This window comes from Synechococcus sp. WH 8101 (assembly GCF_004209775.1).
Classification (GTDB): domain Bacteria; phylum Cyanobacteriota; class Cyanobacteriia; order PCC-6307; family Cyanobiaceae; genus Synechococcus_C.
This window is the reverse complement of sequence record NZ_CP035914.1, coordinates 1,937,170-1,958,317: the sequence shown is the minus strand read 5'-3', so window position 1 is coordinate 1,958,317 and position 21,148 is coordinate 1,937,170. Positions and strand designations below refer to the sequence as shown.

The window sequence follows — 21,148 nt, the reverse complement described above, 5'->3', positions numbered from 1 at the left end:
GTGGGCGGGCATGAAAAAACCCCGCTTTCGCGGGGTTGCGGAGTCATGAAGGCCTGGTCAGGAGCGACGCTGGTGTCGTACGGGGATGGGCACCAGGGCGGGTTCCATCAGGCCGCCGCCGCTGTTGTCGTCATCGGAATCTGCCAGGAACCAAAGGGCAAGCCCCAGCACGGTTAGAAGCGTGCTTGCCGCGAGAACTTCAACCATGCCCTCTCCCGTTGAACCGTCACCCTAATCACGTCCGAGCCCTTTCGCCTGTGCCTGTTGCATCGGAATCTCAGGCGAATCCTTTGCCGGCGTCCTTGGCCACGCAGGCCTGGAGTTGCCGGCGCAGGGTGGCGTGATCCAGATCACGGCCGATCAGCACCAGTTGATTCTTGCGGGCGCCAGGCCAGTCACTGTCATCGATCGAGAAGCGTTTGCCGGCCAGATGAAACACGTGGCGGCGTTCACTTTCGTTGAACCAGAGGATGCCCTTGGCCCGAAATACGGAGGCCGGCAGCTGGTTGTCGAGGAAATTCTGAAATTTGCGCAGGGCGAAGGGCCCATCACTGCTGAAGGACAAAGAGGTGAATCCCTCGATTGCTAGATGGTCACCAGCGTCATGGCTGTGTCCATGGTCATGGCTGTGCCCGTGGTGATGGCTGTGCCCATGATCGTTGTCATGGTCATGGCTGCAGTGACCATGGTCGTGGTCGCAGTCGCTGTGATCGAGGCTTGGATCATCGGCAGTGTTCACCACTCGATCGGATTCGAACAGTCCCACGCTCAGGAGCAGGGGCAGCGGCACGCCACCTTTCACAGCGCGCAAAATGCGGGCATCATTTTTGACCTCTTTCAAACTGGCTTCAATCGCTTGCAGCCGGTCTTCACTTACCAGATCGGTTTTGTTGAGCAGGAGGATGTCGCCGTAGATCACCTGCGAGCGGCCCACTTCGGTCTCGAGCACTTCTGCACCGAAATTCTCGGCGTCGATGAGCGTGATGATTGAGTCGAGCCGGGTCTGATCCCGCAGCTCGCTGCCAAGAAACGTCATGGCCACGGGGAGTGGATCTGCCAGGCCCGTGGTTTCGACAACCAGGTAATCGATGGGGTCCGGACGCTCCAGGATGCGGTCCACTGCCTCCAGTAGTTCTCCGTTGATCGAGCAACAGATGCAGCCGTTGCTCAGCTCCACCATGTCGTCACCGGTGCTCACCACCAGGTCGTTGTCGATGCCGATCTCGCCGAATTCATTCACGAGAACGGCGGTCTTGACGCCGTCCTGGTTGCTGAGGATGTGGTTCAGAAGGGTGGTTTTGCCGGCCCCAAGAAAACCGGTGAGGATGGTCACCGGAACGCCGCTGGTCGTTGAGACTGTCATGGTCGCGTTGGGGAAGGCCAGGCCACAGCCCTCCATGCTGGCAGGTATTACTCCCTTTGGATTTGATCGATCGCCTGAGCCAGTGTGCGATCCAGGTTTGAGAGCCCTCCCAGATCGTGGGTCTGGAGCCGAATGGTCACCGTGGCATACACATTGCTCCAATCGGGGTGGTGGTTCATCGCCTCAGCCAGGAGCGCCACCCGGCTCATGAAGCCCCAGGCTTCATTGAAGTCCTTGAACTGCCAGCGCCGTTCCAGCTGTCCGTCCACCACTGCCCAGAGGGGCAGCTCCGTGCTCAGGGCCGCACGCTCCTCGGGGCTCAGCAGGGTGGCAGGCATGGCTGTGTCTGTCGGGATCTCAGCCTTAATCTTGAAGCCGTTGCGCCCAGCCTGGTGTGAAGAGCCCAAGCAGTCTCGCTCTTGTGCTGGTCGGCGTCGGCCTTGCCTCTGTTCCTGCGTCGGCGCGGGCGCAGCGGGTGGTTCCCAAGATCGCCGACCTCTGCCCCATGGGGTATGTCGACACCTTCAACGGCAAGTGCAGCACCCTGGGTGTGATGAGCTACACGGTGCAGCCCACCAACGGCAAAGCCTGTCCGAGTGGCTGGATGAATGTGGGAGGCGGCTATTGCCGCAAAAAATGACCGCAGCCTTCAGAGTCCATACAAACGGGCCTGCTCGAGTGCGGCGCGAATGATCAGGGCGTGTCGTTGCACCAGAGGCTCGAGTGCGTCGTATCCACCACCGATCACCGTCGCCACTGGAATGTTGCGGCGCAGGCAGGCATCGAGGACGAGGCGATCGCGATGCAGCAGCCCTTCATCGCTGAGAGCCAGGTGCCCGAGTCGGTCGTTTCTGTGGGGATCCACGCCGGCGTTGTAAAGCACCAGATCGGGGCGAACGGTATCGAGCTGATCGGGAAGGCGATCGCCGATGGTGCTGAGGTAGGTCGCATCGCCCGTGCCATCGGCCAGGGGCAGATCCAGGTCACTGCGGCCCTTGCGGAGTGGAAAGTTGCTCTGGGCGTGCACCGAGAGGGTGAACACCCTGGGATCCGTCGCGAAACAGGCCGCGGTGCCGTCGCCCTGATGCACATCCAGATCCACCACCATCAGTCGCTTCACGGCCCCCTCGGCCAGCAGCACGGCGGCGGTCACAGCACAGTCGTTGAAGATGCAGAAGCCGCTACCAAAGCCAGGGTGCGCGTGATGGGTGCCACCGGCCAGGTGGGAGGCGATGCCATGACGCAAGGCCAGCCGCGCTGTCAGCAGGGTGCCACCCACCGCCAACCAGGTGCGTTGCACCAGGGCGTTGCTGTTTGGCAGACCGATCCGGCGTTGTTCAGCCCGGCCGAGCTGGCCCAGGCTGAAGGCCTGGTGATAAGAACGCTCGTGGATGCGTTCGAGGTCGCGGCGGGCGATGCTCACAGGCCTTATCACCGCATCGGGCCTGATCCAGCCGCGATCCAGCAGCAGGTCATGCAGGAGGCGGAATTTCGCCATCGGGAAGCGATGGCTGCTGGGCAGTGGAGCCGAGTAGCGCGGGTGATAAACGATCGGCAGGGGCACCGGCGGCTCGGTCGAGGCGAAGGGTGTGCACCAGACTGCCTCGATCCTTCCAGATTCCGAGTGAGATGGCGGCAACGCCTGATTTCAATAGTGCCGCCGAGAAGCGAGCCCGTTTCGGCAAGGTATTCGCGCCGCGGGTGGAAAAGCTGATCGACTCTCTGCAGGCTGTGGCCAAGACGGCCAATCTCGAGATCTACGACTTCGATGATGCCTTGGTGCGTCGTCTGTTCATTGAGCTGGCGCGGCGTTTTCGCGCCACTGCCCATCGCTTTGGGATCGAGTTCGAGATCACCGTCGACGGTGAGGTGATCGACTGACGGTTGCGGCGGGCTGCGCCCCTTGCCGATCCGTCCCAGATTGAGCCAGTCTTAAGACAATCGAAAGAACGGCCATGAAAGCCGGACCCTCCTGCCCGATTCATCTGGGCACACTGGATTCTCCCGATTACTGGACGGACAACGCTCTGGTGGCTGCGGTGCAACCCGCCAGCGAAGTGGAGTGGCGCCATTGGGCCACCTGGACCAGCGAGCAGCAAGCCCGCCGCCGCACCCGTAACGTGCCCCGTTAAAGGGCATGGCATGGGCGCTGGAGACACTGCCTGGGAGCGACTAGGACGCCATCTGAGGGAGACCAATCTGCTCGGTTCGATCCAGAGCACGCTCTACTGGGATCAGAACACGCGCATGCCCAGCGGGGGAGCCGCCTGGCGTGGTGAGCAGCTGGCCCTGCTGGCGCGTCAGCTCCATGCCCGCCAGAGCGCTGCCTCCTATGCCGACCTGATCGCCGAAGCCCGGCAGGATTGGCGTGTCGCCATCGCGGCAGCGGGAGCTGCGGCCATTCCCGATCTGGTGGCCCGTGGCCGCAATCTCGATCTGCTGGAGCAGGATCTGCGCCGCCAGCAGGCTCTCGACCCCGATCTGGTGAGTGCCCTGGCCACGGCCAAGGCTGAAGGCTACGACCGCTGGCAGCAGGCCAAAGCCAGCGCCGATTTCAGCCTGTTCGCGCCGGCTCTGACCCGAATGGTCGCCCTGCGACAGGAGCAGGCGCGGCAGCTGGCGGAACCGCGCAGCTGCTGGGAGACCCTGGCCCAGCCCTTTGAGCCCGATCTCAGCCTGGAGCGACTTCGGCAGCTGTTCGCGCCCCTGCGTCAGCGGTTGCCGGAACTGCTGGATCAGCTGCGCAGCGGCCCAAGGCCCACGTCCCTCAGCTGGGATCTGCCTGCGGCCACCCAGCAGCAGCTCTGTGATCAGCTCCTGGAGGACTGGGGCCGGGATCCGGCGATCACCTGCGTGGCCGCATCCCCGCATCCGTTCTCGATCACCCTGGGCCCCAGGGATTTCAGGATCACCACCCGGGTGGTGGCCGGTCAGCCGCTCTCCTGTTTCCTGGCGACGGCGCATGAATGGGGGCATTCGCTCTATGAACAGGGGCTGCCCACCGCCAGCCATCAGTGGTTTGCCTGGCCCCTGGGGCAGGCCACGTCGATGGCCGTGCATGAAAGCCAGTCGCTGTTCTGGGAAAACCGGGTGGCCCGCAGCCTGCCCTTCGCCGAACGCTGGTGGCAGCGGTTCGCCGCGGCGGGTGCCCCGCTTGGGTCGGCCAGGGAGTTCTGGGGGGCGATGAATCCGATGGCGCCAGGCTGCAATCGCGTGGAAGCGGATGAACTCAGCTACGGGCTACATATCCTGATTCGCACGGATCTGGAGCTGGCGCTGCTGGAGCAGGGGCTGGCGGTGGACGATCTGCCGCAGGAATGGAACCGTCGCTACGGGGAGCTGCTTGGGGTCAAGCCCGCCGACGACGCCGAGGGTTGCCTCCAGGATGTGCACTGGAGCGAGGGATTGTTCGGTTACTTCCCCTCCTATCTGCTCGGCCATCTCATCAGTGCCCAGCTCAGCGAGGCGATGACCGCGGCGATCGGTGCCCCGGAAGACCATGTCGCTCGAGGCGATCTCAGCAGCATGCTCGCCTGGTTGCGCGAGCATGTGCATCCGATCGGCCGTGCCCTCAATGCGGAGCAGCTGGTGGAGCAAGTGAGTGGAAGCCCCCTGTCGGCCGAGCCGTTTCTCGCCTATCTCGAGGCGAAAATCAGCAGGCTGTCTCCGGCGCTGTCAGGGAGCTGCTGAGCCGAAGAAAAAGCGATGTGTCGCTCCATACCCACGGGTTGGTGCCTAGCGGTGGGGAGTCCCATCGCCTGCTTGCCCATGTCGATGAAACAACTGGAGACTTTCCTCGCCAAGGCTCAAAGCAACGACACGATCCGTCGTGAAGTGGAGAGCTGCGGCACCGACAACACCTGTGTTGCCAAGGTTGCCCTCCGTCACGGTCACAAGTTTTCTCCAGCGAACCTGACCCGCTGGCAGCGAGAGCACCAGTGATCGATCCGCGGCTCCGGCACGTTTTGTGTCTGAGCTGCGACGGCAGCCACGGCGGTGGCTGCCGGCCTTCTACAAGGGATGAGTCCCGCGTGAGACCTGGCATGTCGCGATCCTTCAGCAGAGATCTGGCTCAGTCGTTGGCCCTGATGCTGCTGGAGTTGGATGCGGAATTGCAGGAATTCGCTTTTCAGGTTGACGTCGCCGCTGTTGAGCCCTTTACGGCCCTGGCGACCTCGGAGCCTGAGTTGCTGCCTCCCCTGGGATGACAGATCTGCAGCCGTTGCTGTCGCGCCTGGCATTGCTTCCTGGCATGGAAGCTGGGGCACCCCGACTCGTGATCCTGCTCAGCCAGCTTGGGGACTTCGATTCGCTTGAATACGCCCAGGCGTTGGTGCCGGTTCTTCCCCAGCTTGACCGGGTCGGCATCCAGGTGCTGGCGATCGCTATCGGCGATGGCGCTGGAGCTGATCGCTTCTGCGCTTTCACAGGCTTCCCTCGCGAACGGCTTCAGGTTGAGGCGGATGCCTCTTTGCATCGTGCCCTGGGCTGCTCTCCCGGTCTGCAGCTGCCAGGCGGCCCTTGGCCTGCGCTGTTCTTGATGTGCGCGGGCATCGGGTCACCCGGAACGCTGGCGGAGGTGGTGCGTGGTTACACCGGCGACCGCAGAGCACCGCAGTGCTTCGATGACGAGGCGGTGGTTGAAACCGGGGTGTTGCCAGCGTTTCCTGCGGCTCTCTTTCAACGGGCTGGCGGTCGTGGCTTTCAGCGTCCGTTCGAATTGGCCACTGTGCGCTTGCGCAACATGAATGAGGTGCTGCGTCATTGGCGCACCTATGTGCCCGATGACCGTTTCATCACCCAACGGGGCGGAACGTTTCTGTTGGCTGCCGATAATTCCCCGCTCTACGTCCACCGGGACAGGGGGATCCTCGGCTTCTCGGCCACCATGCATCGGCCCCTGGCTTTCCTTGATCCCTGGTTGCAGGCTGATGCTGCAGCCTGAGATGGCCGATGAAGCCGGTGTGGGCTTGCCTCCCTGGCGCCTCCTCCTGCGTGCCGCTCGGCAACGGGAGGGTCGCGCCCCTGGGAGCGGTTGGCTGCAACTGGCCACGATGTCCGCGGAGGGCTGTCCTCGGGTGAGGACGTTGGTGTTTCGCGGCTGGAGTGCCCAAGGGGAGCTGGAGTTGCTCACCGACACGCGCAGTGAGAAGCCCAGCGATCTTCTGCATCAGCCCAGGGTGGAATTGTGCTGGCTGTTTCGAAAAACCCGCGAGCAATTTCGACTGCGCGGCCTTGCCCGAATCATCGACGGCGAGCAGGGTCGCGAGGCCCTTGAACAGCACTGGCAGCGGCTCACGCCTCGGGGGCGTGCGGTCTGGGGCTGGCCTCAGCCAGGAGAAGGCTTCAATCCGGAGGGCCCCTGGCCTGAGCAGATCCCTGATGGTGCCCCCAAGCCGGAGGTGCTGGCTTTGATCCGGGTAAAACTGGAGCGGGTGGAGCAGCTCGATCTCAAGCCCCATCCCCATCTCCGTCGCTGCTGGTTGCGGGATCAGGGCTGGCTGGAACAGCACCTCAACCCTTGAGGCTCCAGAGCGCCAATCCACCACCCCGGCCGCGGGCGGCTAGCCAGCCGGAGGGATCACGCCGGATCAGGGCAAAAAAAGGCTGACGACGTGGCTCTGTTGTTGGGGTGAGCGGGCGCTGCAGCAGCGTTTGCTTGCCGAAGGTCAGGGAGAGGCTGTCGAACTGAAAGCGCAACAGGGGCCGTGGGCCATGGAGTTGAGCGCTGCCTCGAAAACGAAGCTCCAGAGCTCCCAGATTCACTACGTTGCTGATGGAGAGCGATCCATCACGCGTGTCGGTCAGCTCAAGTCGGGCCTTGACAAGGCGCAGCATCCAACTGCTGATAGCGCTGGCTTCCTTGCCGCTGCGAGACCAGACACTCTGCAGGCGCCAGGACCCCTGCAGATCGGTGTTTCTGAGGCCAGTTCCCTCACAGCGGACCTGTTGTTCAAGCTTGAGCAGCTCACCGATGCTGGGTGGATGCATCATTCACCCGAGGCTGAGGTACCAGCGCAGCAGTGCCATCACTTGGCCGGCCGGTCCTACTCCGCTGATCCATTCGCCGATCACGGCGGCGGCGAAGCCGAGCATGGCGACACGTCCATTGAGTCGCTCGACGCCAATCAGGGCGGAGGTGTTCCATGGCCGCCGGCTCGTGAGGCTGTCCCCGAAGCCCTCTAACGGCTCGTAGAGGAAGGGATCAGGGGTCATCGGAACACTGACGGGGACAGCGAGCCTATTCAGCTTTCGCTGGAGCCCGATCCGGCCTGGCTGATCTTCCAGAAGGCCAGGCTGGTGGCCGCAGCACCGAAGCCGAGCATCAGGGTGAGAAAAGATTCCGTGGTCATGTCAACAATGCGTTGCATTTCTTGACCAATCTTGGCAGGTCGTGGGCTTGAGTGCGTGCATGCCTAAATGGGGTCATCGCGCTTGGGCGCCATTGGATGTCAACGCTGCAGATCCGGCCCCTCCAGCCCAATCAGGTGGATCGGCTCACGGATTGGGCCCGGCGTGAGGGATTCGCGCCAGGCCTTGGCGATGTGGAGATTTATCGCCACACCGATCGTCAGGGACTCTGGATCGGTTGGCTGGGCAGCGAGCCGGTGGGCTGCATCGCTGGCGTCAAATACAACCTCGAGTACGGCTTCATCGGGCTGTACATCGTTGTGCCTGAGCACCGGGGGCAGGGCTATGGGCGACAGCTCTGGCAGCACGCCCTCGACCATCTCGCCGCTCTCCCCTGTGTGGGTCTGGAAGCCGCGAGCGACCGGATTGAGGATTACGCCGGCTGGGGGTTCCGTCCGGCGTCACCCACAAGTCGCTGGCAGCGGATCAGTCAGCAGATCAGTGGCGAGGTTGATTCGCTTGTGGGCCCTGCCCTGCCGGAGGGGCTGCGCCTGCTGGAGGGAGCGGCGATTCCCCAGGCCTCTGTGCAGCTCTACGACGCTCAGCGGGAACTGAGTCCGCGCCCCCACTTTCTCGCTGATTGGCTCGCCCATCGCGCTGGCACCGTCAAGGCCCTGATCGATGACGAGGGTCGCTGCCATGGCTTCGGCCGCATCCGCCCCTGCCTGTTGCCGCGGGGGGAGGGGTGGCGCATCGGGCCGCTTCTCGCTGATACGCCTGCCTTGGCGGCATTGCTGATCCAACAGCTTCTGAGTCAGCATCCGGGAGTGGTGCTGATCGATTCGCCCGGGGCCAATCCCGGCGCTGGGCCGCTCCTGGCTGATCTGGGTTTTGAGCGGGTGGGCGGAACCCTGAGGATGTACCGAGGCCCCTGTCCTGCGGTTCCTCTGGATGACGTGTTTGGTTTGGCCTGCCTGGAGCTCGGTTGATGTGCGGTCGTTTTGCCTTAAGCACCGAGGTCAACGGTCTGCCTGCGCCGCTGCGGGATCGGTTGGATGGGGAGCACCGGCGCCAATACGCCCCCAGGGATCTGATCCGCCCCGGTGAACCTCTGCTGGCCCTGCGGCGCGACGAGGGCAATACCGAGGCGTCCCTCATGCTCTGGGGGCTGATTCCCTCCTGGGTCAAGGATCCCTCCACCGGCCCCAGGCCGTTCAATGCCCGTGCCGAAACCGTGGCCGAAAAGGCCAGTTTCCGTGGCGCCTGGCGACACCGGCGCTGCCTGATACCGGCCACCTCGTTTTTCGAGAAGGGGCATCGGATCGCCCGGGACAACGGTGAGCCCTTCTGGATCGCCGGCCTCTGGGAGCGCTGGCTCGGGGCGGATGGCAGTGAGGTGGACACCTGCACCGTGCTCACCACCGAGGCCAATGCCTTGATCAGGCCCCTCCACGACCGGATGCCCGTGCTCATTCCCGCGGGCCTGGAGGAGGCCTGGATGGCGCCCAGTGACGGTGCGGAGTTGCGTGCTCTCGAGCCTTTGCTGAGTGGTTGGGCCCCATGCGGCTGGCAGGCCCGGCCGCTCACATCGGTGCGCGCTCCAGCGGGGTCGGCGGTGCAGGGATCACTGTTCTGAGTCGGGGCCGTTTCCGTTAAACAGATCCCGCCAGCGCTGCTCCTGGTCCTGGGCCTCTGGGGTCCCCTCGAGCGGGAACATCGGCAGGAAGTCCTTGTCGGCGGTGGGGATGTAGGGGCCTTGCTTGAGTTCGAACATCACCGTGTTGGGTTCCAGTGCCACCAGGGTGTGGAACTGGTTCTCTGCCAGCTCCACACCCCGTAGGGAGCCCTTGGCGCTCAATCGTTCCTGCTTCAGCACGTGGCCCTGAGCATCCAGCACCAGGAGGCCGAGCGCCCCCTGCAGCACCAGGAAGCACTCGAAGCCGCTGCCCGCCTCGGCTCGCACATGGCGGTGGGGACGCACGTAGGTGCCAGGCTGGAGTGCATTGAGAAACCTCTGCACCAGGTCGCTCTCCTGGTGCAGGTTGTGGTTGCGTCGCAGGCGTTTGCGTTGGCGCGCTTCGGTGGCGACCGCATCGAGCAGGGGCTGGTCAATCCGTTTCAGCTGCACCTGCCAGCGCTGCAGCACCTGCTCCACCCGCCCCTGCAGCTGGACGATCGGGTCGGCATCAGCCTCCCCCTCGCCCAGGTCCTTCACACTCCAGAAGCTGATCTGTTCCTCCCAGTCAGGGCACTGGGCCTGCACCATGGGTCGATGGGCTTCGGCGTCCACCGCTACCACGAGTGTGGCTTGTTCCAGTTCCTGGCGGCTCACCTGATGCGGCAGGGCCAGCTCCGCTGGATCCAGCTCCAATCCGCGCTCCTGCAGGGCCGCCAGAGCCTCCTTGGCCATCGGACCCATGTTGCCGCTGTCAGGCCTCACCCCCAGGCCGGCTGAGCAGGCCTGCACCTGGTCATCAAGTCCGAGCTGACGTGCCCTGTGGTTGAACCACTGCTCCGCAAAGCGACTGCGGAAGTAGTTGCCGGTGCAGAGAAACAGAACGCGGTCCATGGAGACGTCAGCGGGGGCCGGGGTCGGGTTGACTGCTGATCACGCCCTGTTCCAGGGGCAGCAGCTCTTCGTCGTCGCCGGCACGGCTGCGCACCGGGGCGCTGAAGCCGCGCGCCCGGGCGTTCTTCACTACAAAGGGGCCTGGGGTGCCGGTGGGCACGGCCAGACGCAAGGCGAAGGGATGGGAGCCAGGTTCCACATCGCCGATGGACCCCACCCGTGTGCGGTTCTGCAACACCGGTTCGCCGCTGCTGTCGAGGATGCGCGCGTAGACGTCGGTGTCGACCACGGGACGGCGGCCGGGGTTTTCAACGGTGCCCGTGAGCACGTAGCAGCTCGCTCCCTCCGGGCTGCTGATGCTGCCGCGGTTGCCGGCGCTTGTCGCTCCCGGCTGGGCACCGGGATCGGCGGCGTCGCAGGGGGCCAGCTCCACGGCGCTGAGTTTGAGGTCGGCGGCCCAGGCCGTTGAAGGGGCCAGAAGCAATGCTGCGACCAGCAGAAGGGCGAAGAACAGACGCGAAACCATGGGAGCCAATCAGGCAGGTGCAAGCCCCTGCAGGAGCACGTATTCGTAGGCGGCGACGCCAGCCAGGGCCAGCAGAATGGTGAGAACCAGCCATTTGCCGTTCATTGACAGGTGCGCCCGAGGTGTTCAGCCTTGATGATGATCGGGATCGCTGAGCAGTGCAGCAATGACATTCGGATGGCTGAGTCGTCTTCTCCCGGTCACAATCACTGCGGCGTTTCCCGGCCATCCCATTGCTCTTTGGATGTTTGCGCCGCTGACGCTGGTCACGCTCTGGCGCAGCCAGCACCACCTCTTCGCGCCAGATGGTGGGGCCCAGACGATTGCCCACATTCCTCTTGATGCCTATTCGCCCGCTGCAGCGGAAACGATCGTGGGGATCTTTGCGCTCTGGGGGTTATCCCAGTTGATCCTGGCCTTGCTGGAGCTGTTAGTTCTGGTGCGTTACCGCGCCCTGATCCCCCTGTTTTATCTGCTCACCGCGTTTGAATATTCGATGCGCGGTCTGGTAATCCCCGCTCTTAAAACGATTCCCACCACGGCGGCGGCCCCCGGCGCAATCGCAAATCTGCCCATGGCTGTGGCGGCTCTGGTTCTGCTGGTTCTCAGTCTCTGGCCCATGGCTTCGGAGCAGCAAACCGCCGAGTCACCACTTCGCGACAGTCGGCTGAATTGATTCAAGGGGAGTCCGGATCGAGGGGCAGGCCGCGAAGGCCGAGGGCCAGCTGGCGGGCGGCCAGAAGGCCTGGGTAGAGGAGATTGGCGCGTCTTCGATTGCGAAAGAGGCCGTGGAGCAGCTGCAGCATCGGATCGGTGGGCGTGAGCTGACGGCAAAGCACGGCAATCGCTTCACTGCCGTGCCAGACCTGCTCGCCGTCGAGCAGAACGGCCCCGTTGTTGAGGTCGAAACCCCGTTGGCGCAGATCTCGGCGCAGCCCGTGGTCGGCGCGACCATCGCGGATCTGCAGGTCTGGGATTCCCCCCAGAAGTTCACTCCGCAGGGCGAAATGGCGGCAGAACGGGCAGCCGCCGTCGTAGACGAGGGTCAGGGACATCCAGCGATTCTGACGGCATGAGCAGGGAGTCGCTGAGCGGTAGGTTGATGCGATTGATCGCATCAAAGGATGTCCGATAAGGCGCTGTTGAAGGAAGTGGCCCAGGAGCTCTGGTCCAGCGTGAAGAAGCTGCGTCCGGGCCTTCCCCGCGATTCCCGCCTGGAGCTCACACTCAAAGCCCTGATGGTGATCGGCGATCTGGCTGATCAGGTGCAGGCGGCGGTGATCGTGGGCCTCGTGGCTGAAATGGAACCTCCCGAAGACGAACCGAAGGGGGACGACGTCACCTCGACGGCTGAATCCTCACCCAAGGTGGAACAGACCCCGGATGGGCGACGTGTTGTGCGGCGACGCTCCAGCTCAGCCGGCTGAGCGCTGCATCGGCAAGCCTCACTCCAGCTGAGCCCAGCTCATGGTGGCGTTGTACTGGCGACACCAGATCAAGACTGACCGTTGCTCGCTGGTCTTGAGATCAGCAGGCAGCCCGTAACGCTGGCTGCCGCTGGTTGCCTTCAGTGGCGCCACCACGCGGAATGTTCCTGGCGTCAGCGGGTAGGCCGGTGCTGGGCTGTTCTCCAGCGGCATGGCCATGGGGCTCACCACCACGAACAGGTCCGGTGCCTGATCAGTGGTTCGGAAGTCTTGGCTGAACACCAGCGTGGCGTTGCCGTTTCGCTGCTCCAGGCGCACCTCCCCGGCGGCAGGGTGTTCTGCCGCCAGGAACCGGCCGCTGCGTTGGATGGGCTGGGCGCAGGCCTGGAGCGGAATCAGGCTCAGGCCAAGGGCGGCCGCCGCAAGCGAGGTGCGCTGAAGCATCGGGGTGACCCACACACCATCCATTTTGATTGGATCTGCCGGAACCGCCGGGATCAGCCAAGCAGCGCCATGCCGCGCCGGTGAATCTCCTTGGCGTAGTCGGTCCAGGTGCCCTGCCCCCAGTAACGGAAGCAGCTGGTTTCCAGCAGCAGTAGATGCAGGAGGGCCTCCTGGTAAGGGGCTGTTGAGGTGATCGTTGGATCCTGATCGCGCAGTGGACCGAAGCGGGCGTGAAAACGGGCGCTGAGTTCCTGCATCGGCTCCAGCACGTTGTCGTAACCCTGCACCCAGCTGAGATCGTTGGTCCATGAGGATCCCTCCATCGCAAAGGAGGGATCGGCCTGCTGCAGTCGCTCGATCGCAGCCTGCACAGCTGCCGGCGTCGGGGCCGATCCCACCACCTCCCAGAGCCGGCTCTGACCCATCGCCTGAATGGTTTGGAATGCACTGGTGTCGATTCCGGCGGCATCCAGCTGCGCCAGATACTCCGTGCCGTTGATGGCGATACAACCGTTTCCGTTCTCACGGAGACGGCGATGGGCCTGCCGGAAGGCTTCGGGAAATTCGTTCATCATCACGCCCCCGTTTTCACCATCGGCAATCTGTGTCACCAGGGCGGGCACCGTTGTGGTGCCGAGGGGGAGGCGATCAAGCCCCAGTGCCTCATAGCAGGGTTGCATCTGACCCACGAGCTTGGTGTCGGAGCCCTGGGTCTTGATCAGCGCTGTGATCGCAATCTCCTCACCGCAAGCATTGCGGGCCACCAGGCGATTGGGCAGCAGGCACTGCTCCCTGCTCAGGGGGGAACCGCTGAGGGTTTCCACGCTGTGCTCCTGAACCAGCAGCCACTGATAACCGCTCTCCCGGAGAGCGGTGATGAAGCTGAACAGGGTGTCGGGATGGTTGGGCAGATGCATTTCCGGTGGCGAAAAGCCGCGCACCCTCTGCAGCGCCTCATCACCGAACATCGCCGCAAACTGATGCTGCCAGGCGCTCATCTGCAGCTTCAGATCCGGGATCGGCGTGGAGGGGGCCACTGCATGGCTCCAGAAGGTGCCGAGGAACTCCACATGGCGCTGCATCTGCTGGTCGCAGGCCAGGAATCGGAGCGCGCCAGTGATGTCCTCACGCCTCATCTGGGTGGCACCCCAGAGCAGGTTGCCGGAGTAATCGAGCATGATCCGCGGCTCGCAGCCCTCACCGATCAGCTCGGGAATCAGCTCGGCCATTCGCCGGTAGCAATGGGCAAATGGCTCGGCGTTGTGGTTATCCCCCTCGCCGGGGTGGTCGAGCATGTATTGCAGGTGGGAGATCAGCGCTCCATCGGGCCCGGCTGGGATCGTGGGCTGATGCATGTGCAGCGCACAGGCAAAGGCGGAGCGGCTCGACGCCAGCGGTCGCTCTGAGGAGATGAGTGGTCTGAGCGCGGACTGTTCCATCAGGGCCCGGAGCTCGTCTTCGCGGCCGGCGATCGGCGGTGGAGCAGTGGTGGTGATCAAGGTGGCAGCTGCTCCGTTTGTTCAAAGCATGGTCCAGGCTGGCTGCGATGACCATTCACGAAGGAGGCCGCCCCTCCCGGATGGAAGAGACGGCCTAAGTCGCTCGTTTGTTCATCAGTTTCCTGTCAACGACTGAACTGAACGCGAATCAGAAAGAAACTCCGTTGCGAAGGACAGTGTGTGAAGCGAAAGGAAACAGGAAGCGTCTGGCTGGTGGCGCCTGGGGCCATGGTTCCAGGTGAGGGGCTTTTAACTCCGAAGGGCACCTGTGGCGGTGCGGTGTGGAGGGTCGTTCAGGCGTTGTTGACCTGATGAGGTGACGAGCCCTTCGTTGGGTGTGAAAACTGTTGGAGCAGGGGCCAGAAAGTCAGCTTGCTTCTTGGTGTTGCTCAGGTGGAGTGTCTGCCGTCATCCGGTTCCTCCGATCTCGATGCCCACAGTCTTGGTCGCCTGGAACACATCGGCAATCAGTGCAATCACGCATTGCCTCACGACTGACGCTGGTCCAGGTTGAATCTGGCGTGCCCGCGGCAGAGTGCAGCTCGAGAGCGGTGCTGTCATGAAGCAACTTCCTGGGCGAAGCCGGCCGCGATGGCTGCGGCGACTGAGTGCCATGCTCGCCGGGATTGTGGCTGCGACCGTGGCTGCGATCTGGCTGGTCACTTTGCTGCCGCTGCTGCTGGTGGTGGGACTCGTTGCAGCGCTACTTTTGATCCCCGTGTTGCGTGAGCTGCGTGCGGAGTTGGAGCGGATGGAACGGGTCCAGCAAGGGCCTCCGCCTCCCCTGCAGGACGTCACCCCATGGCATCGAAAGGCCTGGAATCGCTGGCGAGAGCGCTGACTCCTCAGGCCACCTCCGGTGCCCAACCCGCCTGTTGCTGCCAGGTGGGGGCCCAGAACGAACAGGTGCGGCTGAGATGGTCTCCCTGGGGCAATAGACGCTGGCGCAGCGGCTGCTGCGCAAGGGAGAAAGGATTAAGGCTGATCGCTGCCTGTAGGGTCTGCCTCGATTGCATGGCAGGCCTCTGAATCCGCTCGAGCAGTTTCTTCAGCGGCTGGCGCGCGATCCGCAGTTGCGGCGGCAGGTGCAGGAGGCGATCACTGCGGATCAGGTGGCCATGCTCGCCCAGGAGTTGGGTTATGCCGTTTCGGGGAGCGACCTTCTGCGCCTTTCAGGGCGATCCGTGGCCGGCGTGCGGGTGACGCGGGTGGACCATCCCGGGGAGTATCCAGGGCGTTACTACTGACCGCAGTGCGGAGACCCTGTGGCCTCCTTGCTTCACCGCAAGGTCAAGAAATCGCACGGTTCTCGTCAGCGGAGGGAGAACCGCTCGAAGCTGCATCCATGGGATTGATGCACTGCCCTCTCTGCCTCGGCCTCGCGATCGTTTCGGCGCTTCGCTTCTCGGCTCATGTCGTCCTGCTGCTGCAGTTGGAATTGCTGTGCACGGATGGGGTGGATCATCCGGCCAGCCTGCTGGGCACGGTGTTTGAGCTGTAAGGGCGTTTGAGCTCTAGTCCGGTTTGTCGCGCTCCTGAACGCGCTTCTGAAACTGCTGCACGTGGCGACGTTGGTGGGCGATGGGGACGCCGATCAACAGCGCGACGAGGCCGAGTAACAGCAGGGTGAACAGCAGTTGTCCGAGCGATGCCTGGGGAAACACTGCGTTCGAGAGTTGCTCCACCGCATGGCCGATCGGATTCGGCGTCGGTCCCCCTGCGCTTGCCATCGATGCCGTGCTGCCGAACGTCATTGCCTTGATACCGCAGCCTGAGTTGCAGCTGGTCACAACCCTCCCCCATTTGGGGGAGATCTTCGGGCTCTGTGCCATCGACAGTGAGGGCCCAAGCGAAGACCGATGCCTCGTTTGCCGTTGATACCCGCTGCAGCGGCCCTGCTTCAGGTGCTAATCGGCCTGGAGGGTGCAGCGATGGCGGAGATGGTTGCCGTGCCGGTGCCAAGCCCCTACAGCTACGACGATGCCTCCGTGCGACCGATTGTGCTCAGCGGTCGTCGTGATCGATATCTGGAATTCGTCGGCCACACGGTGATCAAGTGGCCAGCCATCCCCGCTCGACTGAATCAAGGCAACCCCGGCACGGTGCGCTGCGAGCGCAACCGGTGTTGGCGTGATGGCTATGTGGCTCCGAGCTTCACGGGCGGGACGCCCGCGGGGTCGACCCGCTCCTTTTTCACCTATCGCCTCGACTGTCAGGACCGCACCTTTGACCGACTCGGTGATGTGCGCATCCCCCGGTCAGTCCCGAAAGGTTGGCAGCCCGTGACCAACGACCCCACGGCTCTGGCAGTGGCGAACCGCTTTTGTCCGGGGCACGCTGCCAGCCGCTGATCTGCATTTTCAGAGCCCGGATCTCGGCCTGCCTCATGGCAGGAACTGTGACGCCTTGTCAAAAGGGAGGCCGCCCCTCCCGGATGGAAGAGACGGCCTAGGTCGCTCGTTTGTTCATCAGTTTCCTGTCAACGACTGAACTGAACGCGAATCAGAAAGAAACTCCGTTGCGAAGGACAGTGTGTGAAGCGAAAGGAAACAGGAAGCGTCTGACTGGTGGCGCCTGGGGCCATGGTTCCAGGTGAGGGGCTTTTAACTCCGAAGGGCACCTGTGGCGGTGCGGTGTGGAGGGTCGTTCAGGCGTTGTTGACCTGATGAGGTGACGAGCCCTTCGTTGGGTGTGAAAACTGTTGGAGCAGGGGCCAGAAAGTCAGCTTGCTTCTTGGTGTTGCTCAGGTGGAGTGTCTGCCGTCATCCGGTTCCTCCGATCTCGATGCCCACAGTCTTGGTCGCCTGGAACACATCGGCAATCGGTGTAATCACGCATTGCTTGGGGGCTGCAGCTGATTCAACCTGATGGCAACGTGCGCATAAACGCTTGACGGTTAATGCGAGGGTCTTTGGTCAAGTAGCAGCGCTCCTCAGCACCGCTGTTGTCGCGGCTGCGCTGAGCGGTTGTGAAAGCACCTATGAGCGTCACCATCTCGTCTGTGCTCAGTACGGCGCGCACCAGATCACAACCACCACGGCGATGGAGCGTCTGCAGCTCACCGATGCGCACACCTCCACGGTGTCGAAGGTCGAAATGATTGATGAATACTGCGACGCGCTCGACTGACGCTCGCTCGGTTGCCTTGCTAGCGCCAATTGCACTGGGTCTGGCTACAACCCGGGAAGCGAGGTTCCGTCGGGTGTGCCCAGGCTTTTTGACCCCACGGCCGACATCCTGCGCAGCGGCTCGATGCCCCTGCGGGCTTTGTTTGAGCCCGGTTGCGTCGCCGTTGTTGGAGCCAGTGAACGGCCTGGCAGCGTCGGACGCACTCTGTTCTGGAATCTGATCCGCTCGCCCTTCGGCGGCACGGTTTACCCGATTAACCCACGGCGGCACAGCGTGTTGGGAGTGCGTTGCTGCAGCGCGCTGGCTGAAGTGCCTGAACCGATCGACCTGGCGGTGATCGCCACCCCGGCGCCGGGAGTCCCCGATCGCATCGCTGAATGCGTCGCCGCCGGCGTCAAGGCCGTGATCATCATCTCCGCTGGTTTCCGCGAGGTGGGAGCGGAGGGGCTGGCCCGCGAAGCTCGGGTGATGGATCTGGTGCGCGGCACGGGGATGCGAGTGCTCGGTCCCAACTGCCTGGGCCTGATGAACCCCCGCCTCGGCTTGAACGCCACCTTTGCCTCGACGATCGCGGAGCCAGGTCATGTGGGTTTTCTCAGCCAGTCCGGAGCGATCTGCACGGCCGTTCTCGATTGGAGTCGGCGTGAAAAGGTCGGGTTCAGCGCCTTTGTGTCGATGGGGTCCATGCTCGATGTGGACTGGGGCGATCTGATCACCCATCTGGGCGATGACCCGGAGACCCACAGCATCGTGATCTACATGGAGGCGATCGGTGATGCTCGCGCCTTTCTCTCCGCAGCCAGGGAGGTGGCTCTCACCAAGCCGATCGTGTTGATCAAGGGCGGGCGCAGCAGCGAGGCGGCCCGGGCGGCCGCTTCCCACACCGGTGCCCTGGCGGGCAGCGATCAGGTTCTCGATGCCGCACTCCGCCGTTGCGGTGTGCTTCGGGTCAACCAGCTCTCCGATCTGTTCGAGCTTGCGGATGTGCTCGGCAAGCAACCGCTTCGCCCCCAGGGGCCACGGCTCACGATCGTTACCAACGCCGGCGGTCCAGGCGTGCTGGCCACCGATGCGCTGGTGCTCAGTGGTGGCACCCTGGCCTCCCTTCAGGGCGACACGATCGCAGCGCTTGATCAGGTGTTGCCGCCGCAGTGGAGCCATGCCAATCCGATCGACATCCTTGGCGATGCCGATCCGGAGCGCTATGCCCGCGCTGTAGAGATCGCCCTTGCCGATCCCGGCAGCGACGGCCTGCTGGTGATCCTCACTCCACAGGCGATGACCGATCCGCTCGCCACGGCCGAGCGTCTGCGCCAGCTTGCCGCTGGCAGCCGCAAGCCCCTGGTGGCGAGCTGGATGGGAGGCGCCGACGTCACCGGAGCGGTGGAGTTGCTCAATGAGGCCGGGATCGCCACCAACGACTACCCGGACGCCGCCGCTCGCTTGTTCACCACGCTCTGGCAACACACTTACAACCTGCGGGGGGTGTATGAGACGCCGAGCCTGCTGCCGGAGGACGAGCGCGATCCGGCCCATCACGATGGTGGCCGCAGCCGCGGTGTGGCGGTGTTGGAGCAGGCGCGACGCCAGGGCCGGGAGCTGTTGAGCGAAGTAGAGGCCAAACAGGTGCTCGCCAGCCACGGCATCCCTGTGTTGGAAACTCGCTTGGCCAAGAGCCTTGAAGAAGCCCTGGACGCGTCGGCGACCATCGGCTATCCGGTGGTGCTCAAGCTCCACAGCGAACGGATCACCCACAAAAGCGATGTGGGCGGCGTCTGGTTGGATTTAGGCGGGCCGGAGGCGGTCCGCCATGCCTGGGAGACGATGGCGTGCACGATCCCGGAGCGGTGCGGCCCGGAGGCCTTCGCTGGCGTCAGCGTGCAAGCCATGCTGCCGAGCCATGGGGCTTTGGAACTGATCGTGGGCAGCAGCCTTGACCCCCAGTTCGGCCCGGTGATCCTCTTCGGGAGCGGCGGCACGCTGGTGGAGGTGCAACGCGACAGCGCCGTTGCCCTGCCGCCCCTGAACACCACCCTGGCGCGGCGTCTGATGGAACAGACGCGAGTGTTTGCGGCCCTGGCCGGTGTGCGTGGCGGCCCGCCCGCTGATCAGGCTGCCATTGAGCAGCTGCTGGTACGCCTCAGTCAGCTGGTGCTCGAGCAGCCATCGATCCGTGAGGTCGACATCAACCCCCTGCTGGTGCTGCCGGGGGATCCGGTGCGTCCCCTGGTGGCTCTGGATGCCCGCATCGTGCTGCAGCCGGGCGCCGGGGCCAGCTGCCATCTGCCCAGGCCTGCCATTCGCCCCTACCCCACCAACTACATCCGTCGGATGGAACTTTCCGATGGCACCGAGGTGTTGATCCGCCCGATCCGTCCGGAGGATGAGGCGTTGTTGGTGGCCTTTCACGGTCAGTTGTCGGGCGACAGCGTGCATCTGCGCTATTTCCACCAGATGTCGCTGCGGCATCGCACCGCCCATGAGCGTCTGGTGCGTATCTGCTGCACCGATTACGACCGGGAGATGGCCCTGGTGGCCGAGCATCCCGCCATGGTCGACGGCAGGGGCGGGCAGGAGGAACGGCAGGTGCTGGCGGTGGCCCGACTGAGTCGACTCCACGGCTGCAACGATGCTGAGTTCTCCCTGTTGGTGCGCGACTCCCACCAGCGGCGTGGGCTTGGCACATCGCTGTTATTCCAGCTTCTTCACATCGGGCGCCAGGAGGGCATTGATCATGTGCTGGCCGAGGTTCTTCCGGAGAATCACGGCATGCGGCAGATCTGCCGAAAGCTCGGTTTCAGCCTCCGTGACGCCGGCGACGTGGTGGAGGCCAGGGTTGATCTGCGCCGCTGGACCCGCGATCATCCCACCGATCAGGCCTTGAGCAAGGCTTCCACGTGAGCGCAGCAGCTGCTGGCCAACGCCGGCAGGTTGTAACCCCCTTCCAGCGCTGACACCAAGCGGCCGTCGGCGTGGTCTCGGGCTACGGCCAGGGCCAGTTGGGTGAGGGCGCCGTAGTCGGCCGCTTGCAGCTGGAACCCAGCCAGTGGATCGTCGGCATGGCCATCGAATCCCGCCGAGATGAACACCAGTTGCGGTTGAAAGCGGGCAGCAGCCGGGACGAGGGTGTGTTCGAGAGCCTGGAGCAGGGGCGGGCCGTCACTCCCGCTCGGCAAGGGGATGTTGATCGACGATGCGGTGCTGCTCTCGCCGCTGCCGGGATAGTTGCCTCGTTCATGGACGCCCACCAGCAGCACGGATGGATCGGCGCCGAGGATCGCTTCGGTGCCATTGCCGTGATGCACATCCCAGTCGAGGATCAGCAGCCGCTCGACGCCATGAGCGGCCTGGGCATGGCGGGCCGCCAGGGCGATGTTGTTGAACAGGCAGAAGCCCATGCCCCGATTCGCCTCGGCATGATGTCCGGGAGGTCGCACCAGGGCGAAGACCCGATCCACCGCACCCTGCAGCACCGCATCCACCGCCGCCAGGGTGCCACCGGCAGCCAGGCGCGCCACATCCTCGCTGTCGTCACCGATGGCGGTATCGCCGGTGGAGAGCTGGCCGCGGCCATAGGCCACATCGCGGCGCACGGTGTTGAGATAGCGCTGGCTGTGGCAGCGCAGCAGTTCCGCATCGGTGATCGGTCGGGCGTCGATTCGCCGGCAGCGCTGCAGCAGGCCCCGTTGCCGCAGGGCCTGCTCCACAACACGCACCCGTTCCGGCTGCTCCGGATGGCCCGGGCCCGTGTCGTGTCCCTGCAGCCTGTGATCAAAGACCAATCCCACCCGGGCCTGATCCGGCGAAGCTGCCCTCATCACTGACAACGACCTGCATCAG

32 protein-coding genes are annotated in these 21,148 nt (G+C 64.0%); 18 read left to right on the top strand and 14 right to left on the bottom strand.

What is annotated here, in order from left to right; all coding sequences use genetic code 11:
* Positions 1 to 57: 57 nt before the first annotated feature.
* From SynWH8101_RS14185 to SynWH8101_RS10465, 3 genes are all read right to left on the bottom strand, one after another.
* Positions 58 to 207 carry a hypothetical protein gene (locus SynWH8101_RS14185; protein WP_165380983.1) on the bottom strand — a complete coding sequence of 50 codons (150 nt, stop codon included), beginning with the start codon at positions 205 to 207 and terminating at the stop codon, positions 58 to 60.
* A gap of 70 nt (positions 208 to 277) precedes the next feature.
* Entirely contained in the window at positions 278 to 1,363 is a 1,086-nt protein-coding gene (locus tag SynWH8101_RS10470) for a GTP-binding protein (protein ID WP_254427946.1), read from the bottom strand.
* Between the two features lie 47 nt (positions 1,364 to 1,410).
* Positions 1,411 to 1,701 carry a 4a-hydroxytetrahydrobiopterin dehydratase gene (locus tag SynWH8101_RS10465; protein ID WP_130129719.1) on the bottom strand — a complete coding sequence of 97 codons (291 nt, stop codon included), beginning with the start codon at positions 1,699 to 1,701 and terminating at the stop codon, positions 1,411 to 1,413.
* A 56-nt stretch (positions 1,702 to 1,757) separates the two neighbouring features.
* Between SynWH8101_RS10465 and SynWH8101_RS10460 the strand changes: the two genes are divergently transcribed.
* Positions 1,758 to 2,003, top strand: a complete 246-nt coding sequence (locus SynWH8101_RS10460) for a hypothetical protein (RefSeq protein WP_130129718.1) — start codon at positions 1,758 to 1,760, stop codon at positions 2,001 to 2,003.
* Between the two features lie 9 nt (positions 2,004 to 2,012).
* On the opposite strand, the gene SynWH8101_RS10455 is transcribed toward SynWH8101_RS10460, so the two are convergent.
* A complete protein-coding gene (locus SynWH8101_RS10455; protein WP_130129717.1) occupies positions 2,013 to 2,927 on the bottom strand; it encodes a histone deacetylase in 915 nt (304 codons plus the stop codon).
* A 65-nt stretch (positions 2,928 to 2,992) separates the two neighbouring features.
* Here SynWH8101_RS10455 and SynWH8101_RS10450 point away from each other — a divergent pair, with 65 nt between their 5' ends.
* The 7 genes from SynWH8101_RS10450 (at position 2,993) to SynWH8101_RS10430 (ending at position 6,888) form a co-directional block, all read left to right on the top strand.
* The gene (locus tag SynWH8101_RS10450; protein ID WP_130129716.1) at positions 2,993 to 3,244 is read left to right on the top strand and encodes a hypothetical protein; all 252 of its coding nucleotides are present in this window, start codon (positions 2,993 to 2,995) and stop codon (positions 3,242 to 3,244) included.
* A 74-nt stretch (positions 3,245 to 3,318) separates the two neighbouring features.
* A complete protein-coding gene (locus tag SynWH8101_RS14180; protein ID WP_165380982.1) occupies positions 3,319 to 3,495 on the top strand; it encodes a hypothetical protein in 177 nt (58 codons plus the stop codon).
* A 10-nt stretch (positions 3,496 to 3,505) separates the two neighbouring features.
* On the top strand, positions 3,506 to 5,053 hold the full coding sequence (locus SynWH8101_RS10445) for a carboxypeptidase M32 (protein WP_130129715.1): 1,548 nt from the start codon (positions 3,506 to 3,508) through the stop codon (positions 5,051 to 5,053).
* A gap of 78 nt (positions 5,054 to 5,131) precedes the next feature.
* The gene (locus SynWH8101_RS10440; RefSeq protein ID WP_130129714.1) at positions 5,132 to 5,305 is read left to right on the top strand and encodes a Nif11 family protein; all 174 of its coding nucleotides are present in this window, start codon (positions 5,132 to 5,134) and stop codon (positions 5,303 to 5,305) included.
* A gap of 101 nt (positions 5,306 to 5,406) precedes the next feature.
* On the top strand, positions 5,407 to 5,571 hold the full coding sequence (locus SynWH8101_RS14175) for a hypothetical protein (protein WP_165380882.1): 165 nt from the start codon (positions 5,407 to 5,409) through the stop codon (positions 5,569 to 5,571).
* Positions 5,568 to 6,308 carry a peroxiredoxin-like family protein gene (locus tag SynWH8101_RS10435; protein ID WP_130129713.1) on the top strand — a complete coding sequence of 247 codons (741 nt, stop codon included), beginning with the start codon at positions 5,568 to 5,570 and terminating at the stop codon, positions 6,306 to 6,308. Before SynWH8101_RS14175 ends, SynWH8101_RS10435 begins: the two co-directional genes overlap by 4 nt.
* Positions 6,295 to 6,888 carry a pyridoxamine 5'-phosphate oxidase family protein gene (locus tag SynWH8101_RS10430; protein ID WP_254427945.1) on the top strand — a complete coding sequence of 198 codons (594 nt, stop codon included), beginning with the start codon at positions 6,295 to 6,297 and terminating at the stop codon, positions 6,886 to 6,888. The genes SynWH8101_RS10435 and SynWH8101_RS10430 overlap by 14 nt, the downstream gene beginning before the upstream one ends.
* Here SynWH8101_RS10430 and SynWH8101_RS10425 read toward each other — a convergent pair.
* Together SynWH8101_RS10425 and SynWH8101_RS10420 are read right to left on the bottom strand one after the other, a co-directional pair.
* Entirely contained in the window at positions 6,878 to 7,354 is a 477-nt protein-coding gene (locus SynWH8101_RS10425; protein ID WP_370586991.1) for a hypothetical protein, read from the bottom strand. The genes SynWH8101_RS10430 and SynWH8101_RS10425 overlap by 11 nt on opposite strands.
* A 3-nt stretch (positions 7,355 to 7,357) precedes the next feature.
* Positions 7,358 to 7,579 (bottom strand): chlorophyll a/b-binding protein, encoded by a 222-nt coding sequence (locus SynWH8101_RS10420; protein ID WP_130129710.1) that lies wholly within the window; start codon positions 7,577 to 7,579, stop codon positions 7,358 to 7,360.
* A gap of 233 nt (positions 7,580 to 7,812) precedes the next feature.
* Between SynWH8101_RS10420 and SynWH8101_RS10415 the strand changes: the two genes are divergently transcribed.
* Positions 7,813 to 8,703: a GNAT family N-acetyltransferase gene (locus SynWH8101_RS10415; protein WP_130129709.1), complete on the top strand. Its 891-nt coding sequence runs from the start codon at positions 7,813 to 7,815 to the stop codon at positions 8,701 to 8,703.
* Positions 8,703 to 9,350: an SOS response-associated peptidase gene (locus tag SynWH8101_RS10410; protein ID WP_130129708.1), complete on the top strand. Its 648-nt coding sequence runs from the start codon at positions 8,703 to 8,705 to the stop codon at positions 9,348 to 9,350. The genes SynWH8101_RS10415 and SynWH8101_RS10410 overlap by 1 nt, the downstream gene beginning before the upstream one ends.
* Here the strand turns inward: SynWH8101_RS10410 and SynWH8101_RS14650 are convergent.
* Together SynWH8101_RS14650 and SynWH8101_RS10395 are read right to left on the bottom strand one after the other, a co-directional pair.
* Positions 9,339 to 10,283 carry a WbuC family cupin fold metalloprotein gene (locus tag SynWH8101_RS14650; RefSeq protein WP_370586990.1) on the bottom strand — a complete coding sequence of 315 codons (945 nt, stop codon included), beginning with the start codon at positions 10,281 to 10,283 and terminating at the stop codon, positions 9,339 to 9,341. The genes SynWH8101_RS10410 and SynWH8101_RS14650 overlap by 12 nt on opposite strands.
* A 7-nt stretch (positions 10,284 to 10,290) precedes the next feature.
* The gene (locus tag SynWH8101_RS10395) at positions 10,291 to 10,809 is read right to left on the bottom strand and encodes a hypothetical protein (protein ID WP_130129707.1); all 519 of its coding nucleotides are present in this window, start codon (positions 10,807 to 10,809) and stop codon (positions 10,291 to 10,293) included.
* A 166-nt stretch (positions 10,810 to 10,975) separates the two neighbouring features.
* On the opposite strand from SynWH8101_RS10395, the gene SynWH8101_RS10390 reads away from it, so the two are divergent.
* The gene (locus SynWH8101_RS10390) at positions 10,976 to 11,485 is read left to right on the top strand and encodes a hypothetical protein (RefSeq protein ID WP_130129706.1); all 510 of its coding nucleotides are present in this window, start codon (positions 10,976 to 10,978) and stop codon (positions 11,483 to 11,485) included.
* A 1-nt stretch (position 11,486) separates the two neighbouring features.
* Here the strand turns inward: SynWH8101_RS10390 and SynWH8101_RS10385 are convergent, their stop codons facing one another.
* The gene (locus SynWH8101_RS10385) at positions 11,487 to 11,864 is read right to left on the bottom strand and encodes a DCC1-like thiol-disulfide oxidoreductase family protein (RefSeq protein WP_130129705.1); all 378 of its coding nucleotides are present in this window, start codon (positions 11,862 to 11,864) and stop codon (positions 11,487 to 11,489) included.
* A 69-nt stretch (positions 11,865 to 11,933) separates the two neighbouring features.
* On the opposite strand from SynWH8101_RS10385, the gene SynWH8101_RS10380 reads away from it, so the two are divergent.
* Positions 11,934 to 12,236, top strand: coding sequence for a TIGR03894 family protein (locus SynWH8101_RS10380; protein WP_130129704.1), 303 nt, complete (start codon positions 11,934 to 11,936; stop codon positions 12,234 to 12,236).
* Between the two features lie 18 nt (positions 12,237 to 12,254).
* Here the strand turns inward: SynWH8101_RS10380 and SynWH8101_RS10375 are convergent, their stop codons facing one another.
* Complete coding sequence (locus tag SynWH8101_RS10375; RefSeq protein WP_165380981.1) at positions 12,255 to 12,680, bottom strand: DM13 domain-containing protein; 426 nt, start codon at positions 12,678 to 12,680, stop codon at positions 12,255 to 12,257.
* Positions 12,681 to 12,733: 53 nt separating this feature from the next.
* Positions 12,734 to 14,119 (bottom strand): glycosyl hydrolase family 57, encoded by a 1,386-nt coding sequence (locus SynWH8101_RS10370; RefSeq protein WP_254428120.1) that lies wholly within the window; start codon positions 14,117 to 14,119, stop codon positions 12,734 to 12,736.
* Between the two features lie 619 nt (positions 14,120 to 14,738).
* Between SynWH8101_RS10370 and SynWH8101_RS10365 the strand changes: the two genes are divergently transcribed.
* Positions 14,739 to 15,020: a hypothetical protein gene (locus SynWH8101_RS10365; protein ID WP_130129702.1), complete on the top strand. Its 282-nt coding sequence runs from the start codon at positions 14,739 to 14,741 to the stop codon at positions 15,018 to 15,020.
* Between the two features lie 4 nt (positions 15,021 to 15,024).
* On the opposite strand, the gene SynWH8101_RS14170 is transcribed toward SynWH8101_RS10365, so the two are convergent.
* Positions 15,025 to 15,195, bottom strand: coding sequence for a hypothetical protein (locus SynWH8101_RS14170; RefSeq protein WP_165380881.1), 171 nt, complete (start codon positions 15,193 to 15,195; stop codon positions 15,025 to 15,027).
* On the opposite strand from SynWH8101_RS14170, the gene SynWH8101_RS10360 reads away from it, so the two are divergent.
* Positions 15,190 to 15,426 (top strand): Nif11-like leader peptide family natural product precursor, encoded by a 237-nt coding sequence (locus tag SynWH8101_RS10360; protein ID WP_236629647.1) that lies wholly within the window; start codon positions 15,190 to 15,192, stop codon positions 15,424 to 15,426. The genes SynWH8101_RS14170 and SynWH8101_RS10360 overlap by 6 nt on opposite strands.
* Before the next feature lie 98 nt (positions 15,427 to 15,524).
* Positions 15,525 to 15,680 (top strand): hypothetical protein, encoded by a 156-nt coding sequence (locus tag SynWH8101_RS14165; protein WP_165380980.1) that lies wholly within the window; start codon positions 15,525 to 15,527, stop codon positions 15,678 to 15,680.
* A gap of 13 nt (positions 15,681 to 15,693) precedes the next feature.
* Here the strand turns inward: SynWH8101_RS14165 and SynWH8101_RS10355 are convergent, their stop codons facing one another.
* Positions 15,694 to 15,933: a hypothetical protein gene (locus SynWH8101_RS10355; RefSeq protein ID WP_254427944.1), complete on the bottom strand. Its 240-nt coding sequence runs from the start codon at positions 15,931 to 15,933 to the stop codon at positions 15,694 to 15,696.
* A gap of 105 nt (positions 15,934 to 16,038) precedes the next feature.
* Between SynWH8101_RS10355 and SynWH8101_RS10350 the strand changes: the two genes are divergently transcribed.
* The 3 genes from SynWH8101_RS10350 to SynWH8101_RS10340 all read left to right on the top strand — a co-directional run bounded on the left by SynWH8101_RS10350 (position 16,039) and on the right by SynWH8101_RS10340 (position 20,209).
* A complete protein-coding gene (locus tag SynWH8101_RS10350) occupies positions 16,039 to 16,530 on the top strand; it encodes a hypothetical protein (RefSeq protein WP_130129701.1) in 492 nt (163 codons plus the stop codon).
* Between the two features lie 538 nt (positions 16,531 to 17,068).
* Positions 17,069 to 17,308 carry a hypothetical protein gene (locus tag SynWH8101_RS10345; RefSeq protein WP_130129700.1) on the top strand — a complete coding sequence of 80 codons (240 nt, stop codon included), beginning with the start codon at positions 17,069 to 17,071 and terminating at the stop codon, positions 17,306 to 17,308.
* A 75-nt stretch (positions 17,309 to 17,383) separates the two neighbouring features.
* Complete coding sequence (locus tag SynWH8101_RS10340; protein ID WP_370586989.1) at positions 17,384 to 20,209, top strand: bifunctional acetate--CoA ligase family protein/GNAT family N-acetyltransferase; 2,826 nt, start codon at positions 17,384 to 17,386, stop codon at positions 20,207 to 20,209.
* Here the strand turns inward: SynWH8101_RS10340 and SynWH8101_RS10335 are convergent.
* Entirely contained in the window at positions 20,182 to 21,126 is a 945-nt protein-coding gene (locus SynWH8101_RS10335; RefSeq protein ID WP_130129699.1) for a histone deacetylase, read from the bottom strand. The genes SynWH8101_RS10340 and SynWH8101_RS10335 overlap by 28 nt on opposite strands.
* Positions 21,127 to 21,148 lie beyond the last annotated feature (22 nt).

Bases quoted from the DNA above. Each gene is read 5' to 3' on its own strand.
- SynWH8101_RS14185 (WP_165380983.1), bottom strand. From the start codon at position 207: ATGGTTGAAGTTCTCGCGGCAAGCACGCTTCTAACCGTGCTGGGGCTT.
- SynWH8101_RS10470 (WP_254427946.1), bottom strand. From the start codon at position 1,363: ATGACAGTCTCAACGACCAGCGGCGTTCCGGTGACCATCCTCACCGGT.
- SynWH8101_RS10465 (WP_130129719.1), bottom strand. From the start codon at position 1,701: ATGCCTGCCACCCTGCTGAGCCCCGAGGAGCGTGCGGCCCTGAGCACG.
- SynWH8101_RS10450 (WP_130129716.1), top strand. From the start codon at position 2,993: ATGGCGGCAACGCCTGATTTCAATAGTGCCGCCGAGAAGCGAGCCCGT.
- SynWH8101_RS14180 (WP_165380982.1), top strand. From the start codon at position 3,319: ATGAAAGCCGGACCCTCCTGCCCGATTCATCTGGGCACACTGGATTCT.
- SynWH8101_RS10445 (WP_130129715.1), top strand. From the start codon at position 3,506: ATGGGCGCTGGAGACACTGCCTGGGAGCGACTAGGACGCCATCTGAGG.
- SynWH8101_RS10440 (WP_130129714.1), top strand. From the start codon at position 5,132: ATGTCGATGAAACAACTGGAGACTTTCCTCGCCAAGGCTCAAAGCAAC.
- SynWH8101_RS14175 (WP_165380882.1), top strand. From the start codon at position 5,407: ATGTCGCGATCCTTCAGCAGAGATCTGGCTCAGTCGTTGGCCCTGATG.
- SynWH8101_RS10435 (WP_130129713.1), top strand. From the start codon at position 5,568: ATGACAGATCTGCAGCCGTTGCTGTCGCGCCTGGCATTGCTTCCTGGC.
- SynWH8101_RS10430 (WP_254427945.1), top strand. From the start codon at position 6,295: ATGCTGCAGCCTGAGATGGCCGATGAAGCCGGTGTGGGCTTGCCTCCC.
- SynWH8101_RS10425 (WP_370586991.1), bottom strand. From the start codon at position 7,354: ATGCATCCACCCAGCATCGGTGAGCTGCTCAAGCTTGAACAACAGGTC.
- SynWH8101_RS10420 (WP_130129710.1), bottom strand. From the start codon at position 7,579: ATGACCCCTGATCCCTTCCTCTACGAGCCGTTAGAGGGCTTCGGGGAC.
- SynWH8101_RS10415 (WP_130129709.1), top strand. From the start codon at position 7,813: ATGTCAACGCTGCAGATCCGGCCCCTCCAGCCCAATCAGGTGGATCGG.
- SynWH8101_RS10410 (WP_130129708.1), top strand. From the start codon at position 8,703: ATGTGCGGTCGTTTTGCCTTAAGCACCGAGGTCAACGGTCTGCCTGCG.
- SynWH8101_RS14650 (WP_370586990.1), bottom strand. From the start codon at position 10,283: ATGGACCGCGTTCTGTTTCTCTGCACCGGCAACTACTTCCGCAGTCGC.
- SynWH8101_RS10395 (WP_130129707.1), bottom strand. From the start codon at position 10,809: ATGGTTTCGCGTCTGTTCTTCGCCCTTCTGCTGGTCGCAGCATTGCTT.
- SynWH8101_RS10390 (WP_130129706.1), top strand. From the start codon at position 10,976: ATGACATTCGGATGGCTGAGTCGTCTTCTCCCGGTCACAATCACTGCG.
- SynWH8101_RS10385 (WP_130129705.1), bottom strand. From the start codon at position 11,864: ATGTCCCTGACCCTCGTCTACGACGGCGGCTGCCCGTTCTGCCGCCAT.
- SynWH8101_RS10380 (WP_130129704.1), top strand. From the start codon at position 11,934: ATGTCCGATAAGGCGCTGTTGAAGGAAGTGGCCCAGGAGCTCTGGTCC.
- SynWH8101_RS10375 (WP_165380981.1), bottom strand. From the start codon at position 12,680: ATGCTTCAGCGCACCTCGCTTGCGGCGGCCGCCCTTGGCCTGAGCCTG.
- SynWH8101_RS10370 (WP_254428120.1), bottom strand. From the start codon at position 14,119: ATGGAACAGTCCGCGCTCAGACCACTCATCTCCTCAGAGCGACCGCTG.
- SynWH8101_RS10365 (WP_130129702.1), top strand. From the start codon at position 14,739: ATGAAGCAACTTCCTGGGCGAAGCCGGCCGCGATGGCTGCGGCGACTG.
- SynWH8101_RS14170 (WP_165380881.1), bottom strand. From the start codon at position 15,195: ATGCAATCGAGGCAGACCCTACAGGCAGCGATCAGCCTTAATCCTTTC.
- SynWH8101_RS14165 (WP_165380980.1), top strand. From the start codon at position 15,525: ATGGGATTGATGCACTGCCCTCTCTGCCTCGGCCTCGCGATCGTTTCG.
- SynWH8101_RS10355 (WP_254427944.1), bottom strand. From the start codon at position 15,933: ATGACGTTCGGCAGCACGGCATCGATGGCAAGCGCAGGGGGACCGACG.
- SynWH8101_RS10350 (WP_130129701.1), top strand. From the start codon at position 16,039: ATGCCTCGTTTGCCGTTGATACCCGCTGCAGCGGCCCTGCTTCAGGTG.
- SynWH8101_RS10335 (WP_130129699.1), bottom strand. From the start codon at position 21,126: ATGAGGGCAGCTTCGCCGGATCAGGCCCGGGTGGGATTGGTCTTTGAT.